Genomic DNA, 16,515 nt, shown 5'->3' with positions numbered 1-16,515 from the left:
GTGGCGGGTCTGCTGTGATGTACCTCACGCGACAGCGGGAAGGACTCCAGGATGACGTACGGAAGCACCAGCACGCCGGAGGGCGGAACAGCACTACCCGCCCTCAGACCGGGGCCCCACCAGCGGCGGATGGACCTCGTCGCGGTGGTCGCGACCTTCGGTGGCCTGCTCTTCGGCTACGACACCGGTGTGCTCAACGGCGCGCTGGAGCCGATGAAGCACGATCTGGGGCTGACCACGACCACCGAGGGCCTGGTGGTGAGCACGTTGCTCATCGGCGCCGCGGTGGGTGCGCTGGCGTGCGGCCGGCTGGCGGATGCCATCGGTCGCCGGAAGACGATGATCATCCTCGCGGTGATCTTCTTCGTCGGCACCCTCGGCGCCGTCGTCGCCAACGACCTCGCGGTGATGCTGCCGGCCCGTTTCGTGCTCGGACTCGCGGTCGGCGGCGCATCGGTGGTCGTTCCGGTGTACCTCTCCGAACTCGCGCCCACGGAACGCCGCGGTGCACTCAGTGGCCGGAACGAACTGGCGATCGTGGTGGGGCAGCTCCTCGCCTTCGTCATCAACGCGATCATCGCGGCGGTCTGGCCGCCGCTGACGGACTCCAACCCCGACGGCCACCCGGGCGTCTGGCGGATCATGCTGGCGGTCTGCGCCGTTCCCGCCGTGTGCCTGTTCCTCGGCATGCTGCGCATGCCCGAGTCGCCGCGGTGGTACATCTCGAAGGGACGCCACGACGAGGCGCTCGCGGTGCTCATGCAGGTCCGCACCGAGGATCGGGCGCGCGCCGAGATGGCGGAGGTCGAACAGCTCGCGCAGGAGGAGGAGGCCGCCCAGACCGGAGGGTGGGCCGACCTCGCCATTCCGTGGGTGCGGCGTATCATGCTCGCCGCCGTGATCCTCGCCATCGCCCAACAGCTGACCGGCATCAACTCGGTCATGTACTACGGCACCGAGATGCTCAAGACCGCCGGATTCAGCGACAGCGCAGCACCCATCGCCAACATCTTCATGGGCGTGTCCGCCGTGGTCGGCAGTGCCATCTGCCTCTTCGTGCTCATCGACCGGGTACCCCGGCGTAGGCTCATCCTCCTCGGCATGGCCGGTGTCACGGTGTTCCACGGCCTCACCGTACTGTCGGCGCTCGTACTGCCCGAGGGCAAGGTCCAGGCCTACGGCGTACTGATCTTCGTCGCTCTGTTCGTCCTCGCGATGCAGACCGCGCTCAACGTACCGGTGTGGGTGTGCCTGTCCGAGCTCTTCCCGCTGCGGCTGCGCGGCTTCGGCATGGGGCTGTCCGTTCTGGTGCTGTGGCTCACGAACGCGCTCGTCGGCCAGCTCTTTCCGACCCTCATCAAGGTCGGCGGCATAGTCGGCACCTACGGCACCTTCTTCGTGGTGTGCGCCCTGTTCGGCTTCCTGATCTACAAGACCCTGCCCAACACCAGCGGCCGATCGCTGGAGGACTTGGAGGAGTCCTTCTCGCACGGCGACTTCCGCTGACCGGTCCATCAGACACGAGGAGCATCATGACCATCATCGTCGCGGTCCCCGGGACCACCGAGGGTCCCGTCGCCCTGCGCGCGGGCATGGCGGAGGCGAAATCACTGGGCACGGATCTCGTGGCCGTGAACCTCGGCATCGCCGCGCTCGACGTCTCCGGCCTCGACGCGGAGGTCCCGATCACCGTCGTCGAGCGGACGGGGCGTGGCGATCGCGACCCCGTGGACGCCGTGCTGGACGAGATCGAGGAGCGCGACGCGACGCGCCTCGTGATCGCCGTCCGTCGCCGTTCTGTCGTGAGCAAGGCCGTCCTCGGCAGTATCAGCCAGCGCCTGATCCTCAATTCGCCGATCCCCGTCCTCGCGGTCAAGGCCGATTGACCCGACGGAGCCGACAGCGATGCCGGGCTGCGATGGCTACCATCGCCGCATGACGATCATCGCCGCGATCCCCGAGAGCGCCGAGGGGCGGGCCGCGCTGCGCGCGGCGGTCGACGAGGCCTCTCGGTTGCACGCCGACCTGGTGGCCGTGAACCTCGGGCTCACTCCGCTGGACGTCTCGGATATCGGGTTCGACGGCCGGCTCACCGTGGTGGACCGGCACGGCCGGGAGGACCGCGATCCGGCCGACGCCGTTCTCGCGGCGATCGAGGAGTACTCGGGCGAGCGTCTGGTGATCGGCGTGCGCCGCCGTTCGCGCGTCGGGAAGGCGCTTCTCGGCAGCGTCAGCCAACGTCTGCTGCTCGCCTCACCCGTCCCGGTTCTCGCCGTCAAGCTCGACTGACCCGCGCGTGACGAGCGCGCGAGCCGCCCTCAGCGGTCCTCGGCGAGGCTGGTCAGGGTGCCGATGCCTTCGACGGTGACGGCCACGTGCTGGCCGGCGGTGATCGGGCCGACGCCCTCCGGGGTACCGGTGAGGATGACATCGCCGGGCAGCAGGGTCATGACCGACGAGATCCACTCGACGATGTCGCCGATCGAGTGGATCATCAGCGAGGTCCGGGAGTCCTGCTTGATCTGGCCGTCCAGCTCGGTGTAGATCCGCGCATCGGACGGGTCGAAGTCCGTCTCGATCCACGGGCCGAGCGGGCAGAAGGTGTCATAGCCCTTCCCTCGGGTCCACTGGCCGTCGTGGCGCTGCTGATCGCGCGCCGTCACGTCGTTCGCCACCGTGTAGCCGAGGATGACGTCCTTCGCCCGCGCGGCGGGGACATCCCGGCAGGGCTGGCCGATGACGACCGCTAACTCGCCCTCGTAGTCCACCTGCTCCGAGCTGCGGGGCAGCTTGATCGGCGCCAGCGGCCCGATGATCGAGGTATTGGGCTTGATGAAGATCACGGGATCCTTGGGCGCCTCGCCGCCCATCTCCGCGGCGTGCGCCGCGTAGTTCTTGCCGATGCAGACGACCTTGCTGGCGAGGATCGGAGCGAGCAGCCGCACGTCGTCGAGTGCCCAGCTCCGGCCGGTGAACTCCGGTGTGCCGAAGGGATGCTCGGCGATCTCGCGGGCGCGAGCACCGTCCTCCGGGTCACCCTCGACGGCCGCGAACGCGACCCCGTCACTGCTGGCGATTCGTGCAAGGCGCATGCGGCGAGCCTACCGCTCGACGCCGATACTTCGATCCACTAGGCTTCGTCTCAGATAGTAAGCCAGTCGTCTCACTAGTTGGGAGTCGTGATGGAGATGTCCGCCGCCCGCCGGTGGTGGATCCTGGCGGTCTCGATGACCGCCGCGATCACCACCACCGCCGCTGTGAACTGCACCGCGTTCCTCATCCCGGAGCTCATCAGGGATGGTCTCTCCGTGCAGGGCGCGGGCCTGTTCGCGGCGGCGGCGCCTGCGGGCCTGCTCCTCACCACGATCCTGTGGGGCGCGCTCATCGACCGGTACGGCGAGCGCCGGGTCCTGCTGATCAGCATGGCGGGCGCGGTACTCGGACTCGCGGCCGCCGTCGTCGCGTTCGCCGCGCACGCACCGCTGTACTACGCCGCCGCCGCACTCTTCGTCGCCTCCGCCATGGCGGCGAGCGGCAACGGCGCGAGCGGCCGCATCGTCGTCGGCTGGTTCCCCGCGTCGAGCCGTGGCACCGCCATGGGGATCCGGCAGACCTCACAGCCGCTCGGCATCGCCCTCCTGTCGCTGACGATGCCCCTGCTCGCGAACCGCGCGGGGCTCACCGCGGCGATGTCGGTTCCGCTCGCGGTCGCGGCGCTGTCCGTGGTTCTGGTGTGGTTGTTCATCGTCGATCCGCCCCGGCCCGAGACCGGCCCCGCGGCCATGGAGGCGCGCGCGAACCCGTACCGCGAGGACTCCTTCCTGGCCCGGATCCACGCCGTCTCACTGCTTCTCGTCCTGCCGCAGGGCGCGATCTGGACCTGGGGCATCACGTGGCTGATCGTCGGGCTGCAGTGGGCGCCGGCCACTGCGGGCCTCCTGATCTCCGCGAGCCAACTCCTCGGCGCCCTCGGGCGGATCGCGGCGGGCGCGTGGTCCGACCGGCTGGGCTCGCGGACGGCCCCGATCAAGTGGATCGCCCTGGCTGCCGCGGCGGCGATGGGCGGGCTCGGCGCACTGACGGCGATCGGCTCACCCGTCGCGGTGGTCGTGTTCCTGGTGGCCTCGGTGGTCACCGTCGCCGACAACGGCCTGGCCTTCACCGCGATCGCCGAGAAGGCCGGGCCGTTCTACAGCGGCCGGGCGCTCGGGATCCAGAACACCGGGCAGTTCGTCGCGACGACCGCCGCAGGGCCGATCCTCGGCGCCCTGATCCACGCGACGAGCTTCGGCGCCGCGTTCGCCATCGTCGCCCTCGCCCCGCTCGTCGCCTACCCGCTAGTGCCCTCGGACGCGAAGCCCGCCGAGGTGCCCGACCTGCCGGCGGAGGCACCGTCGACCCCCTGACGACGACGTGACAGCGTCAGCTCGGAGCATTCCCCCGACGGGAACTCCTACTGCTGACGCTGTCACGTTCCGGGTGTGCGAGCCGCCGCTTCCGGATGGGCGACGGGCCGGTGCCGGGTTACTCGCTGAGGGCGGCGGCGATGCGGTCGCCGACCTCGGTGGTGCGGATCGGGGCATCACCGCGGGCGGCGAGGTCCGCGGTCACCGCGGCCTCGATGCGCTGCGCGCCCTCGGCGTTCCCGAGGTGACGCAGGAGCATCGCTGCCGACAGGATCGCGGCGGTGGGATCCGCCACGCCCTGTCCGACGATGTCGGGAGCGCTGCCGTGCACGGGCTCGAACATCGACGGGTTGGTGCCCGTCGCGTCGATGTTGCCCGACGCGGCGAGGCCGATGCCGCCGGAGATCGCGCCGGCCTCGTCGGTGAGGATGTCGCCGAAGAGGTTGTCGGTGACGATGACGTCGAACCGCGACGGATCGGTGACCAGGTAGATCGTGGCCGCGTCGATGTGGCTGTAATCCACCGCGACGTCGGGGAACTCCTGGGCCACCTCATCGACGGTGCGCTGCCACAGCGAGCCGCCGAACACGAGCACGTTGGTCTTGTGCACCAGCGTCAGCTTCTTGCGGCGGGTGCGCGCCAGCTCGAACGCGAAGCGCACCACGCGCTCCGCGCCGAACCGGGTGTTGACCGACGTCTCGTTGGCGACCTCCTGCGGGGTGCCGACCCGGATGGCGCCGCCGTTGCCGGTGTAGGCGCCCTCGGTGCCCTCGCGGACGACGACGAAGTCGATCTCACCCGGATTCTTCAGAGGCGACTCGACGCCGGGGAACAGCTTCGATGGGCGCAGGTTCACGTGGTGGTCCAGGGCGAACCGCATCTTCAGCAGCAGGCCGCGCTCGAGCACACCCGGCGGAACCTTGCGCGGGTCGCCGATGGCGCCGAGCAGGATCGCGTCGTGCTCGCGCAGCGACGCCAGGTCCTCGTCGGTGAGCAACTCGCCGTTGCGCTCGTAGCGGCGCGCACCCAGGTCGTACTCGGTGGTCTCGATCTCGCCGACCACCGCGCGCAACACCTTGAGCGCCTCCGCCGTCACCTCGGGGCCGATGCCGTCCCCGCCGATCACCGCGAGCTTCACGACAGGTCCACCTGCGCGATGGTGGTGGCGGACACCGCGTCGGCGATGGCCTGCTGCACGTCGGCGGGGACGGGCTGGCTGACGCGCAGCAGCACCGTCGCGCCCGAGCCCTCCGCGTCCTGGCTCAGCGCCGCGGCCTGGATGTCGATGCCCGCGTCGCCGAGCAGCGTGCCGATCTTGCCCAGCGAGCCCGGCTGATCGCCGTACGCGACGAACAGGTTCAGGCCCTCGGCGCGCAGGTCGAAGTTGCGGCCGTTGATGTTGGTGACCTTCTCGACGCGGCTCAGGCCCGACAGGGTGCCGGCGACGTTCTGCACGGTGCCGTCGCCGTAGACGGCGCGGACGTCGACGAGGCTGCGGTGGTTGGGGCTCTCCGAGACCTTCTCCAGTTCGACGGTGACGCCGCGCTCCTCCGCGAGGGCGGGGGCGTTGACGAAGGTGACGGCGTCCTCGATGACCGCGGAGAACAGGCCGCGCAGCGCCGAGAGCTGCAGGATGTCGACGTTCTCGCTGGCCAGCTCGCCGCGGACGGTCACGCCGATCTTCTCCGGCAGCTGGCCGGGCAGGCCGCCGAGCAGCACGCCCAGCTTGCGGGTGAGCTCGAGCCAGGGCGCGACCTCCTCGTCCACCGCGCCGCCCTTGACGTTCACGGCGTCCGGCACGAACTCGCCGGCCAGGGCGAGGCGGACGCTCTTGGCGACGTCGGTGCCGGCACGGTCCTGCGCCTCGGAGGTGGAGGCGCCGAGGTGCGGGGTCACGACGACCTGCGGCAACTCGAACAGCGGGCTGTCGGTGCAGGGTTCGGTCTCGAAGACGTCGAGGCCGGCGCCGAAGACGTGGCCCGAGGTGATGGCGTCCGCGAGCGCCTGCTCGTCGACGAGGCCGCCGCGGGCCGCGTTGACGATGATGACGCCCTTCTTGGTCTTGGCGAGGAGGTCGCGGCCGATAAGGCCCTTGGTCTCCGGGGTCTTGGGCAGGTGCACCGTGATGAGGTCGGCGCGCTCGACCAGCTCCTCCAGCGTGACGAGCTCGATCCCGAGCTGTGCGGCGCGGGCCGGGCTCACGTAGGGGTCGTACGCGATGATCTTCGTCTCGAACGCCGCCAGGCGCTGGGCGACCAGCTGGCCGATGCGGCCCATGCCGACGACACCGACAGTCTTGCCGAGGATCTCGACGCCGTTGAACGCGCTGCGCTTCCAGGTGTGCTCGCGCAGGGTCTTGTCCGCAGCGGGGATCTGGCGGGCGGTGGCGAGCATCAGCGCGACGGCGTGCTCGGCGGCGGTGTGGATGTTCGACGTGGGCGCGTTGACCACGAGGACGCCGCGCTCGGTGGCGGCGGGCACGTCCACGTTGTCCAGGCCGACGCCGGCGCGGGCGACGATCTTGAGCTTGGCGGCGGCGGCGAGGACCTCCGCGTCGACGGTGGTCGCCGAGCGCACGAGCAGGGCGTCGGCCTCCGGGACCGCGGCGAGCAGGGCGGGGCGGTCGGGGCCGTCGACCCACTTCACCTCGACGTCGTCACCGAGCGCCTCCACTGTCGACGGTGCCAGCTTGTCGGCGATCAATACCACGGGACGGGTCACTTGCGCTCCTCATTCACGGTGCCGGTTGCACCGTCAGCTTAGTGACCTGCGTCGGGGGCCTTCCGCGCCGGGTTGCCAGGAGCGTGCGGGCCGAAGATGCGGCGCACCGCCAGCGCGACCTCCACGTCGAGCCGGTCGTCGCCGATCTCCCTGCCGCGGCGTGCCACCGCGCGGCGCACCCGGTACTTCACCGAGTTCGCGTGCATCGTCTGCTGCTCGGCCGTCGCCTTGAAGCTGCCGCCGGTGCGCAGGAAGATCTCGAGGGTGCTGCGCAGCCGCTCGTCCGCGGCGGAGTCGCCGGTCAGCGGCCCGAGCACCCCGTCCGCCCAGGCGCTCGCGGCGCCGACGTCCTGCGCGACGAGGGCGGCGAGTCCCACACCCGGGTCCGTCGCCACCAGCAGCCGCGCGCCGGTGGCGTCGGCGACCCGGCGCACCTCGCGTGCCGCCCGGTTGGTCGCGCGGAAGCCCTCGATCCCGTCCCGCGGGGGCCCGAGGACCACGCGCGGGGCGTCCGGGTCGGCGGCGACGAGGGCGCGGGCGGCGGAAATCGCCGCGTCGCCGTCGGCGACGGGCAGCCACGCCCACGCGGTGAGCCGATCGACCGCGACCGACAGCGGCGGCGCCGCCGTCCCGGTCGCGGTGCCGAGCTCCCGGAGGAAGCGCTCGATCCGCTCGACCTCGTCGACCCCCTCCGAATACCACGCGACGAGGCCGATGTGCGTCGCGCGCAGCGGATAGCGGATGGTCGCGGAGGCGGCGGACTCGCTCGGCACGTCCCCGTCGAGCACCTCGAGGACCCGCACCGTCCGGGCCCCGCTGCGGGCGTCCACCCATGCGGCGCGCTCCGCCTCGTACTCGTCGAGCACGCGCCGGGTCACGACGTCGTTGTAGTCGAAGGACCAGCCGATCAGCCAGCGCATCGCGGCCTCGCGGAGGTCGTGATCGGCGTCCGCCTCCGCGTCGAGCGCCTCGCCGAGGAGGCCGATCATCGTCTGCTGGCCCAGGTAGTAGGCGCGGACCAGCGAGGTCGCGGCCATGCCGCGCTGCGCCACGCGACGCGGGTACTCGAGCGCAGCGAGCGGGACCTCGATCCGCTCCACCGGAACGTCGAGAACGACCGCGTGAGTGACGTTCTCGACATTCGCCTCGACGCTCGCGGCCAGCGCCCCGAAGATCGCGTCGTCGGCACGCAGGTCGGGCAGATCCGCCGCGATCCGCTCGGTCATCACGTCGGCGACCGCGCCGCGGGACGCGGCGCTGAGCAGCCGAGCGATCAGCCGGCGCGGCGCATCGGGATCCACCGCCAAATCCTAGCGCTATGACGGACGCGAGAGCGCTGGAATTCGTCTTGCGAGGACGAATCCGGCGTCACATCTCGTCGCCGGTGGACGATGTGACCGCCATCATGTGCGCCCTACCGTGGGTGCACCGACACCGACGAGGAGCCACCGTGACCTACGACTTCACCACCTTCGCCCACCTGCCCGCCGTGCGCGCAGCCGCGGCGCCGCACGCTGCGGCGGTCGCGGACGACGCGCTCGACCTGGACAACGCCGCCTTCGATGCGGCCGTCCGCAGCGCCGCCGCGGCATTGCGCGCCGCCGGCATCGGGCCTGGGGACGTCGTTGCGGTGAAGCTGCCGAACACCGCCCTGCTCGTGGTCGCCCTGTTCGCGTCGTGGCACCTGGGTGCGGCCGCGACGCCGATCAACCCGTTCCTCGCCCCGCCCGAGGTCGACTACCAGGTGCAGGACGCGGGGGCGGCGGTGCTGGTCACCGACACCGACGCACCGGCCGGGATCCCCGTGATCGCCGCGGGCGCCCTGCTCGATCACGCCCCGGACGCGGCGGAACCGGTCGCGGCACCGTCGGACCTGGCGCTGCTCATCTACACCTCCGGCACCACGGGGCGCCCCAAGGGCGTCATGCTCGACCACGCGAACCTCGTCGCCATGAGCGAGATGTCCTCCGCAGCCTTCGACTTCGACGCGTCCGACCACAGTCTGCTCATCCTGCCGCTGTTCCACGTGAACGCCATCGTGGTGTCGACGCTCAACCCGCTCCGGGGCGGCGGCCGCGTGACGATCGCGGGCCGGTTCGACCCGCGCACCTTCTTCGACGTGCTCGCCGAGACCGGCGCGACGTACTTCTCCGCGGTGCCCACGATCTACACGATGCTGGCCGGCCTGCCCCCCGAGGTGCGGCCGGACCTGCCGAGGGTGCGCTTCGGCGTGTGCGGCGCGGCCCCCGCGAGCCGGGAACTGCTGGAGGGCTTCGAAGCCCGCTACGGATTCCCGCTCATCGAGGGCTACGGCCTGTCCGAATGCACCTGCGCCGCCACCTGCAACCCGCTCGACGGGGTCCGCAAGGTGGGCAGCGTGGGCGTCGCACTGCCCGGTCAGCGGATCCGGATCGCCGGGCCCGACGGTGCCGACGTCCCCGTCGGCGAGCCGGGCGAGGTGCTGCTCGCGGGTCCGAACATCATGCGCGGCTACCTGGGTCGCCCCGAGGAGACCGCGAAGACCGTGGTCGACGGGTGGCTGCACACCGGCGACGTCGGCGTGCTCGACGAGGACGGCTACCTCCGCCTCGTGGACCGCGCGAAGGACATGATCATCCGCGGCGGGGAGAACATCTACCCCAAGGAGATCGAGTCCGCGGTGTACGGCGTGACGGGCGTGGCCGAGGCCGCCGTCATCGGGCGGCCCGACGCGAAGTACGGCGAGCTGCCCGTGCTGTACGTCTCCGCCGCACCCGGCGTCCGGCTCGACGTCGACGCCCTCGCGGCGCACGCCCGGGAGCAGCTGGCGAAGTACAAGCAGCCCGTGGCGATCACGGTGCTCGACGCGCTGCCGAAGAACCCCGTCGGCAAGATCGACAAGCCCGCGCTCCGCCGGCTCGACGCCGCCGCCCCCACCGCCTGATCCGCCTCCTCCCGATAGGACGTCACCATGGGATTCATGAAACCCGACCTCCCCGAGGTCGATCCGGCGGAGTTCATCACCCGCCCGCTGCAGGACCGGCTCCGCTTCGCCACCCAGCGGTGGGTCGAGCACGGCTTCGGGACGCAGAAGGTCGCCTTCGTCATCTACGTCGTGAAGCTGGTGGTGCTCTACGCCTTCGGCGGCGTGCTCCTCGCCACCGCCACCTCGGGCCTGCACTTCTGGGAGGTGTCGGCCTGGTGGAACCAGCCCATCGTCTACCAGAAGCTCGTGCTGTGGACCACCCTGCTCGAGGCGATCGGCGTCGCGGGCGCCTGGGGCCCACTCACGTTCAAGATCAAGCCCATGACCGGCGGGATCAGGTTCTGGGCCCGCACCGGCACCATCCGCCTGCGCCCCTACACCTGGGTGCCCGGCACCGCGGGGACGCGCCGCACGGCACTCGACGTCGGCCTGTACTGGCTGCTGCTCGGCTCACTCGCGCTGCCCATCGTGCTCCCCGGCGGGCTCGTCACGGATTCGTCCCCTTACGACCTCGTGGCGCCGTGGCTCATGATCGCGCCGGTCGCGCTGCTGGTGCTGATCGGCCTGCGGGACAAGACGATCTTCCTCGCCGCACGCGGCGAGCAGTACATGCCGGCACTGGTCATGTTCGGGCTGTTGCCACTGCTGTCGTTCGCGACGATGATCGTCGGGCTCAAGCTCCTCATCGTGGTGGTCTGGGTCGGTGCCGGCATGTCGAAGATCGGCAAGCACTTCATCAACGTGATCCCGGTGATGGTGTCCAACTCGCCGTGCATGCCGTTCAAGGGACTTCGGCGCGCTCATTACCGCAACGCCCCGAGCGACCTGCTGCCGTCGCGGCTCGCCCGGTTCATGGCGGAGGGCCTCGGCACCGTCGTGGAGATCGTCGCGCCGCTCATCCTGCTGTTCTCCGTGAACCGGACGCTCACGGTGGTCTGCGCGGTGTTCATGGTGTGCTATCACCTGTTCATCATCTCCACGTTCCCGTTGGCGGTGCCGCTCGAGTGGAACCTGCTGTTCGCGTACACAGCGCTGTTCCTGTTCGTCGGATTCCCCGCACAGGACGGCTATTCGGTGCTCGACATGTCGCCGTCCTGGCTGATCCTCGTCGTGCTCGCCGCCCTTCTCGTCTTCCCCGTGCTGGGCAACATCCGCCCCGACAAGGTCTCCTTCCTTCCCTCCCTGCGCCAGTACGCCGGGAACTGGGCGACCGGCATGTGGGCGTTCGCGCCCGGCGCCGAGGAGAAGCTGAACCGGGTCCAGCGGCAGACGACCAACACCGTCGACCAGTTCGTCGCGACCGGCGTTCCCCGCGAATGGGCCGAGACGCTCATGACCATGGGACTCGGCTGGCGCGCGCTGCACAGCAACGGCCGCGGCCTGTTCTCGACGTTGCTGAGCCACGTCCCCGATATCGAGCAGCGCACCCTCCGCGAGGGCGAGCTGGTGTGCAACACCATGATCGGCTTCAACTTCGGCGACGGTCACCTGCACGACGCGACCCTCATCGCCGCGGTGCAGGAGCAGGCCGGCTTCGAGCCGGGCGAGCTCATCGTGGTCTGGGCCGAATCCCAGCCGATCACCCGGCTGCGCCAGGACTTCACCATCATCGACGCCGCCCTCGGCGTGGTGGCACGCGGCCGGTGGAGCGTCACCGAGTGCGTGACGACCCAGCCGTGGCTACCGGACGGCCCCGTCGCGTGCGAGATCACCTGGTCGGCGGACCACGACCGCTTCCCGCTCGGGACCGGGCTAGGCTCGCGGGCATGACCACCGGCACCGTCGTCGGCGGCGGGCCCAACGGGCTCGCCGCTGCGATCACCCTGGCCCGCGCGGGCGTCGACACGACGCTGCTGGAGGCCGGCGCCACGGTCGGCGGCGGCCTGCGCTCCTTCGAGGCGATCATCCCCGGCCTCGTGCACGATCACTGCGCGGCGATCCACCCGATGGCGGTCGGCTCCCCCTTCCTCGCGTCGGTCGATCTCGCGCGACGCGGTCTGCGCTGGCGCTCCGCGGAACTCGAGTGCGTCCATCCGCTCGACGACGGTTCGGCGGGGGTGCTGCGCCGCGGCGTCGCGGAGACCGCCGCGGGTCTCGGGCGCGACGGTGCCGCCTGGCGCGCACTGTTCGGCCGGCCCGTGGAGCATTTCGACAGGATCGGTCCGTCGATGCTGGGGCCGCTGCTGCGGATGCCGCGGCACCCCGTGGCGCTGGCCGGATTCGGAGCGCCGACTCCCCTGCCCGCCGCGGCACTGGCCCGTGCGTTCCGGACTCCGCAGGCGCGGGGCCTGTGGGGCGGCGTCGCCGCGCACGCCTTCCGCCCGCTGCACGAGCCGATGAGCTCTGCCATCGGGAAGGGGATGCTCACCGCGGGCCACGCCTTCGGCTGGCAGGTCGCCGAGGGCGGCTCCGGGGCGCTCGCGGCGGCGCTGCTCGCCGAGTTCGAAGACCTGGGCGGCCGCGTGGAGACCGGCGTCCGGGTGACCGCGGCGAACCTTCCGCCGGCCGACGTGACGTTGTTCGACCTGGATCCGCGGCAGGTGGCGGCCGTCCTCGATGACCGACTCCCGGCACGGGTGCAGCGCGCCTTCGAGCGGTTCCGGTACGGGCCGGGGGCGTTCAAGGTGGACTTCGCCGTCGAGGGCGGCGTGCCCTGGACCAATCCGGACGCCCGGCGTTCCAGCACCGTCCACCTCGGCGGCGAGTTCGCGGAGGTCGCCGCCACCGAGAGGGCGATCGCCGCGGGGCGGATGCCGGAGCGGCCCTTCGTCCTGGTGGGCCAGCAGTACCTCGCCGATCCCACGCGCAGCGTGGGCGATGTGCACCCCGTCTGGTCCTACGCCCATGTGCCGAGCGGCTACACCGGCGACGCCACCGCGGCGATCATCACCCAGATCGAGCGCTTCGCACCGGGCTTCCGCGACCGCATCGTCGGCACCGCCGTCTGCTCGACGACGGAGATGGCCCGGTACAACGCCAACTTCGTCGGCGGCGACATCAACACCGGCTCCAAGGATCCGCTTCAACTCGTCTTCGGGCCGCGGATCACCCTGCAGCCCTACGACCTCGGCGTCCCCGGCATGTACATCTGCTCCGCGGCCACCCCGCCCGGGCCTGCTGCCCACGGGATGTGCGGATTCCACGCCGCCACCCGCGCGCTCGCGAGGCTGCGGGGCCGCTAGGCGTCCCGGTGGCCCACGAGCTCGCCGAAGACCCGGCGTCTACTGCGCCGCGTAGGCCGGCTCGCTGCGGAACCGGGAGATACGACCGTCGATGCCGCAGATCCGCCACATGAGCTTGCTCAGCGGGTTCATGAGGCCGCACTTCTCGGCCATCATCCGCACGTCGCCGAACACGTCGCGCTTCATCTGCTGCGACTCGGGCGAGCGCCAGAAGATGTCCTTCTTCACGCTGCGCGGGACGTCGAAGGTCTCCCAGAACTCCTTGGGCGGCATCATGATCATGGTCACCATCACGCGCATGGTGATCGGCAGCATCAGCGAGAGGATCAGCCGCGGGAAGGCGCCGCGGGTGGGGATGCGGTGCTCGAGGAGCTGGTGCGCGAAGCCGATGTGGCGGGCCTCCTCCGCCACGTGGATCTGCATGATCGAGCTCATCGCGGGGTGCTGCTCCGAGCCCGAGCGCAGGAACTGCTTCTGCAGGTGGTCGATCGGCTCCTCGCCGCCGAGCACCATCATGTAGAAGTACAGCGGCGTCATGGTCGCGAAGAGCGGCACGATCGGCGAGATGCGGCGCAGGAACCAGCTGCCGCCCGGGACGTCCATGCCCACGCGGTTGACGAACTCCTGGAACATCAGCGTGTGCTGGCACTCCTCCTTCGCCTCGTGCGTGGCGTACCGGAACTCCGGCGAATTGTTCGGGAGGGCCGCGGTGTACTGCATGATGCCGCGGATCAGCATGGATTCGAACTGCAGGCCGACCTTGGCGACGTTGGCCTGCCGCCACATGCCGATCTCGATCTGCTTGGCCAGCGGCTGGGCCTGGTACCACGGGTGGCGACCGATCGGATCGAACCGCGCGTCGCAGACCCACCGCGGATCGTCGGGCACGATCGCCAGCTCGGGAGCATCCCAGTCGATGTCGACGTACGGGTCGAAGTTCCGGCGGACCGACGCCTCGGACAGGTCGGTCAGCGTCTGCTCGTACTCGGCACGCCCGGGGAAGTCATCCCCCATCGTGCGTCCCATGTGCGTGAGGGCCAGTCGCATCCACGTCTCGCTTCCATCCGCGGCCATCGTCGTCGTGATAGCCGTTCGGGACCACCCTATCACTATCAATCAGCAGCGCTGGTTTCTTCGGCATCGAATCAGATGTAGGACAGGATCAGCACGCCGGTCGAGAAGGCCAGCATGCCGAGGCAGTTCACCCAGAAGGTGGAACCGAGGAAACCCGCCCGGATGTGCGAGACCGCGGCACAGACGAAGTAGGCGATCACACCCGCGTTCGCGGCGAAGCCCACGCCGGGGTACTCCAGGCCGGCGAGCAGGCCCGCGACCGCGACCGTCTTGATCACGATCAGCGTCCACCACCAATCCCGAGGGAACCGGACCCCGTCGAGACAGTCCCGGATGAAGGCCGGCGGGCGCAGCGACATCGCCGCGTCGCCCAGCAGGACGACGGCGAGCGCGACGGTGAGCCACGGCCAGTGCGGCGTGTCGATGAAACCGGTGGTCATTGCGATACCCCTTCTCCAAGGATCTGTCCGATCGCCTCGACGAGACGCTCCGCCGCGACCTCCCGCGTGATCGCCCCACCCGAGGTCGCGAACAGCAGGCCGATGTAGACGAAGTAGAGGGCGCGGCCGGCCGCGCCGGGATCGCCGCATCCCGTGGCGGCGAAGATCCGCTCGAAGTCGGCCTGCAGCTCGTCGCCGAGGTCGCCGAACGTGCGGGAGTGATGCTTACCGCGCGCGAGAACGGCGGCGTACTCGCGGGAGAGGTCACCGTCGGCGTTGAAGTAGGTGACGAAGGGCCGGACGGTCTCGACGAGCCGCATCGTCGCCTCCTCGCGGGTCAGCGCGGGCAGCGGTGCGGCCGGTTCCCGCCGGGCGTGCACAGCCGCGATCCAGTCGTCGACGATCGCGATGAGGAGCGCGTCCTTGTCACCGACGGCCATCACCGTACCGGTGCTGACGCCCGCGTCGGCGGCGATGCCGCGCACCGTCGTCCCCGCGAAGCCGTGGGCGCGGAAGGACCGGTCGGCTGCGGCGAGCACGCGAGCGCGCGTGTCGGCCTTCGCCTCCGCTCGTGACTGAACGTGTTCATTGAACATGTTCAGAGGGTAGCGCCCTGTCCCCGGACACGCAAGAGCCCCGCCGGACACATGGTCCGACGGGGCTCCCGAGTGATGCGGGCGAGACCTAGGCGGTCTCGGTGATCGGGCGATCGACCCAGCTCATGAGGTCGCGGAGCTTCTTGCCGGTGACCTCGATCGGGTGCTCGGCGTTCTCCTTGCGGAGGGCCTCCAGCTCCTTGTTGCCACCCTCGACGTTGGCGACGAGGCGCTTGACGAAGGTGCCGTCCTGGATGTCCGTGAGGATGTCCTTCATGCGCTTCTTGGTGTCGGCGTCGATCACGCGCGGACCCGAGAGGTAGCCGCCGAACTCCGCGGTGTCGGACACCGAGTAGTTCATGCGGGCGATACCGCCCTCGTACATGAGGTCCACGATGAGCTTGAGCTCGTGCAGGCACTCGAAGTAGGCCATCTCGGGGGCGTAGCCCGCCTCGACGAGCACCTCGAAGCCGACCTTGACGAGCTCCTCGGTGCCGCCGCAGAGCACGGCCTGCTCACCGAAGAGGTCCGTCTCGGTCTCCTCCTTGAACGTGGTCTTGATGACGCCGGCACGCGCGCCACCGATCGCGGCGGCGTAGCTCAGCGCGAGGGCCTGGCCGTCACCGGTCGGGTCCTGGTCCACGGCGATGAGCGCGGGCACGCCCTTGCCGTCGACGAACTGGCGGCGCACCAGGTGGCCGGGGCCCTTCGGGGCGACCATCGCGACGGTGACGTTGGCCGGGGCCTCGATCAGCTTGAAGTGGATGTTCAGGCCGTGGCCGAAGAACAGCGCGTCGCCGTCCTTGAGGTTCGGCTCGATGTCGGCCTTGAAGATCTCCGCCTGCGCGGTGTCGGGCGCGAGCAGCATGATGACGTCGGCCCACGCGGCGACCTCGGCGGGCGTGCCCACGGTGAGGCCCTGCTCCTCGGCCTTGGCGCGCGACTTCGAGCCCTCCTTGAGGCCGATCCGCACGTCGACGCCGGAGTCGCGCAGGCTCAGCGAGTGCGCGTGCCCCTGCGAGCCGTAGCCGATGACGGCGACCTTCTTGCCCTGGATGATGGAGAGGTCGGCGTCCTCGTCGTAGAACAGTTCGATTGCCACTGTGGTTCGGTGTCCCTTCTTGGTTTTCT

The 16,515-nt window shown here is 70.4% G+C and carries 15 protein-coding genes; 7 read left to right on the top strand and 8 right to left on the bottom strand.

Annotation, left to right across the window (positions count from 1 at the left end):
• The first annotated feature begins 51 nt into the window (after positions 1 to 51).
• The 3 genes from ELY19_RS14895 to ELY19_RS14885 are packed head-to-tail and all read left to right on the top strand — an operon-like array spanning position 52 to position 2,289.
• Positions 52 to 1,506 (top strand): sugar porter family MFS transporter, encoded by a 1,455-nt coding sequence (locus ELY19_RS14895; RefSeq protein WP_164711611.1) that lies wholly within the window; start codon positions 52 to 54, stop codon positions 1,504 to 1,506.
• A 26-nt stretch (positions 1,507 to 1,532) separates the two neighbouring features.
• A complete protein-coding gene (locus ELY19_RS14890; protein ID WP_126196914.1) occupies positions 1,533 to 1,886 on the top strand; it encodes a universal stress protein in 354 nt (117 codons plus the stop codon).
• A 49-nt stretch (positions 1,887 to 1,935) separates the two neighbouring features.
• On the top strand, positions 1,936 to 2,289 hold the full coding sequence (locus tag ELY19_RS14885; protein WP_126196913.1) for a universal stress protein: 354 nt from the start codon (positions 1,936 to 1,938) through the stop codon (positions 2,287 to 2,289).
• A 29-nt stretch (positions 2,290 to 2,318) separates the two neighbouring features.
• On the opposite strand, the gene ELY19_RS14880 is transcribed toward ELY19_RS14885, so the two are convergent.
• A complete protein-coding gene (locus ELY19_RS14880) occupies positions 2,319 to 3,092 on the bottom strand; it encodes a fumarylacetoacetate hydrolase family protein (RefSeq protein WP_126196912.1) in 774 nt (257 codons plus the stop codon).
• 90 nt (positions 3,093 to 3,182) lie between these two features.
• Here ELY19_RS14880 and ELY19_RS14875 point away from each other — a divergent pair, with 90 nt between their 5' ends.
• A complete protein-coding gene (locus ELY19_RS14875) occupies positions 3,183 to 4,406 on the top strand; it encodes an MFS transporter (protein WP_126198858.1) in 1,224 nt (407 codons plus the stop codon).
• A gap of 118 nt (positions 4,407 to 4,524) precedes the next feature.
• Here ELY19_RS14875 and ELY19_RS14870 read toward each other — a convergent pair whose 3' ends face one another.
• The 3 genes from ELY19_RS14870 to ELY19_RS14860 are packed head-to-tail and all read right to left on the bottom strand — an operon-like array spanning position 4,525 to position 8,428.
• Entirely contained in the window at positions 4,525 to 5,544 is a 1,020-nt protein-coding gene (locus ELY19_RS14870) for a 3-isopropylmalate dehydrogenase (RefSeq protein ID WP_126196911.1), read from the bottom strand.
• Positions 5,541 to 7,127, bottom strand: coding sequence for a phosphoglycerate dehydrogenase (gene serA, locus ELY19_RS14865; RefSeq protein WP_126196910.1), 1,587 nt, complete (start codon positions 7,125 to 7,127; stop codon positions 5,541 to 5,543). The genes ELY19_RS14870 and serA overlap by 4 nt, the downstream gene beginning before the upstream one ends.
• Positions 7,128 to 7,165: 38 nt before the next feature.
• A complete protein-coding gene (locus ELY19_RS14860) occupies positions 7,166 to 8,428 on the bottom strand; it encodes an RsbRD N-terminal domain-containing protein (protein ID WP_126196909.1) in 1,263 nt (420 codons plus the stop codon).
• Positions 8,429 to 8,577: 149 nt separating this feature from the next.
• Here ELY19_RS14860 and ELY19_RS14855 point away from each other — a divergent pair, with 149 nt between their 5' ends.
• Genes ELY19_RS14855 through ELY19_RS14845 form a run of 3 tightly spaced genes read left to right on the top strand, consistent with a single transcriptional unit; the run spans position 8,578 to position 13,274 of the window.
• Positions 8,578 to 10,050, top strand: coding sequence for a class I adenylate-forming enzyme family protein (locus ELY19_RS14855; RefSeq protein WP_227966850.1), 1,473 nt, complete (start codon positions 8,578 to 8,580; stop codon positions 10,048 to 10,050).
• A 27-nt stretch (positions 10,051 to 10,077) separates the two neighbouring features.
• A complete protein-coding gene (locus tag ELY19_RS14850) occupies positions 10,078 to 11,862 on the top strand; it encodes a DUF3556 domain-containing protein (RefSeq protein ID WP_126196908.1) in 1,785 nt (594 codons plus the stop codon).
• Positions 11,859 to 13,274, top strand: coding sequence for a phytoene desaturase family protein (locus tag ELY19_RS14845; RefSeq protein ID WP_126196907.1), 1,416 nt, complete (start codon positions 11,859 to 11,861; stop codon positions 13,272 to 13,274). The genes ELY19_RS14850 and ELY19_RS14845 overlap by 4 nt, the downstream gene beginning before the upstream one ends.
• Positions 13,275 to 13,313: 39 nt before the next feature.
• On the opposite strand, the gene ELY19_RS14840 is transcribed toward ELY19_RS14845, so the two are convergent.
• The 4 genes from ELY19_RS14840 to ilvC all read right to left on the bottom strand — a co-directional run bounded on the left by ELY19_RS14840 (position 13,314) and on the right by ilvC (position 16,486).
• Positions 13,314 to 14,321: an AurF N-oxygenase family protein gene (locus ELY19_RS14840; RefSeq protein WP_126198856.1), complete on the bottom strand. Its 1,008-nt coding sequence runs from the start codon at positions 14,319 to 14,321 to the stop codon at positions 13,314 to 13,316.
• 98 nt (positions 14,322 to 14,419) lie between these two features.
• Positions 14,420 to 14,788 (bottom strand): DoxX family protein, encoded by a 369-nt coding sequence (locus ELY19_RS14835; protein ID WP_126196906.1) that lies wholly within the window; start codon positions 14,786 to 14,788, stop codon positions 14,420 to 14,422.
• Positions 14,785 to 15,384 (bottom strand): TetR/AcrR family transcriptional regulator, encoded by a 600-nt coding sequence (locus ELY19_RS14830; RefSeq protein ID WP_126196905.1) that lies wholly within the window; start codon positions 15,382 to 15,384, stop codon positions 14,785 to 14,787. The genes ELY19_RS14835 and ELY19_RS14830 overlap by 4 nt, the downstream gene beginning before the upstream one ends.
• Positions 15,385 to 15,472: 88 nt before the next feature.
• On the bottom strand, positions 15,473 to 16,486 hold the full coding sequence (ilvC, locus tag ELY19_RS14825; protein ID WP_164711610.1) for a ketol-acid reductoisomerase: 1,014 nt from the start codon (positions 16,484 to 16,486) through the stop codon (positions 15,473 to 15,475).
• Positions 16,487 to 16,515: the final 29 nt, after the last annotated feature.

This window comes from Tsukamurella paurometabola (genome assembly GCF_900631615.1).
GTDB lineage: Bacteria > Actinomycetota > Actinomycetes > Mycobacteriales > Mycobacteriaceae > Tsukamurella > Tsukamurella paurometabola_A.
This window is presented reverse-complemented; position numbering and strand designations above follow the sequence as displayed.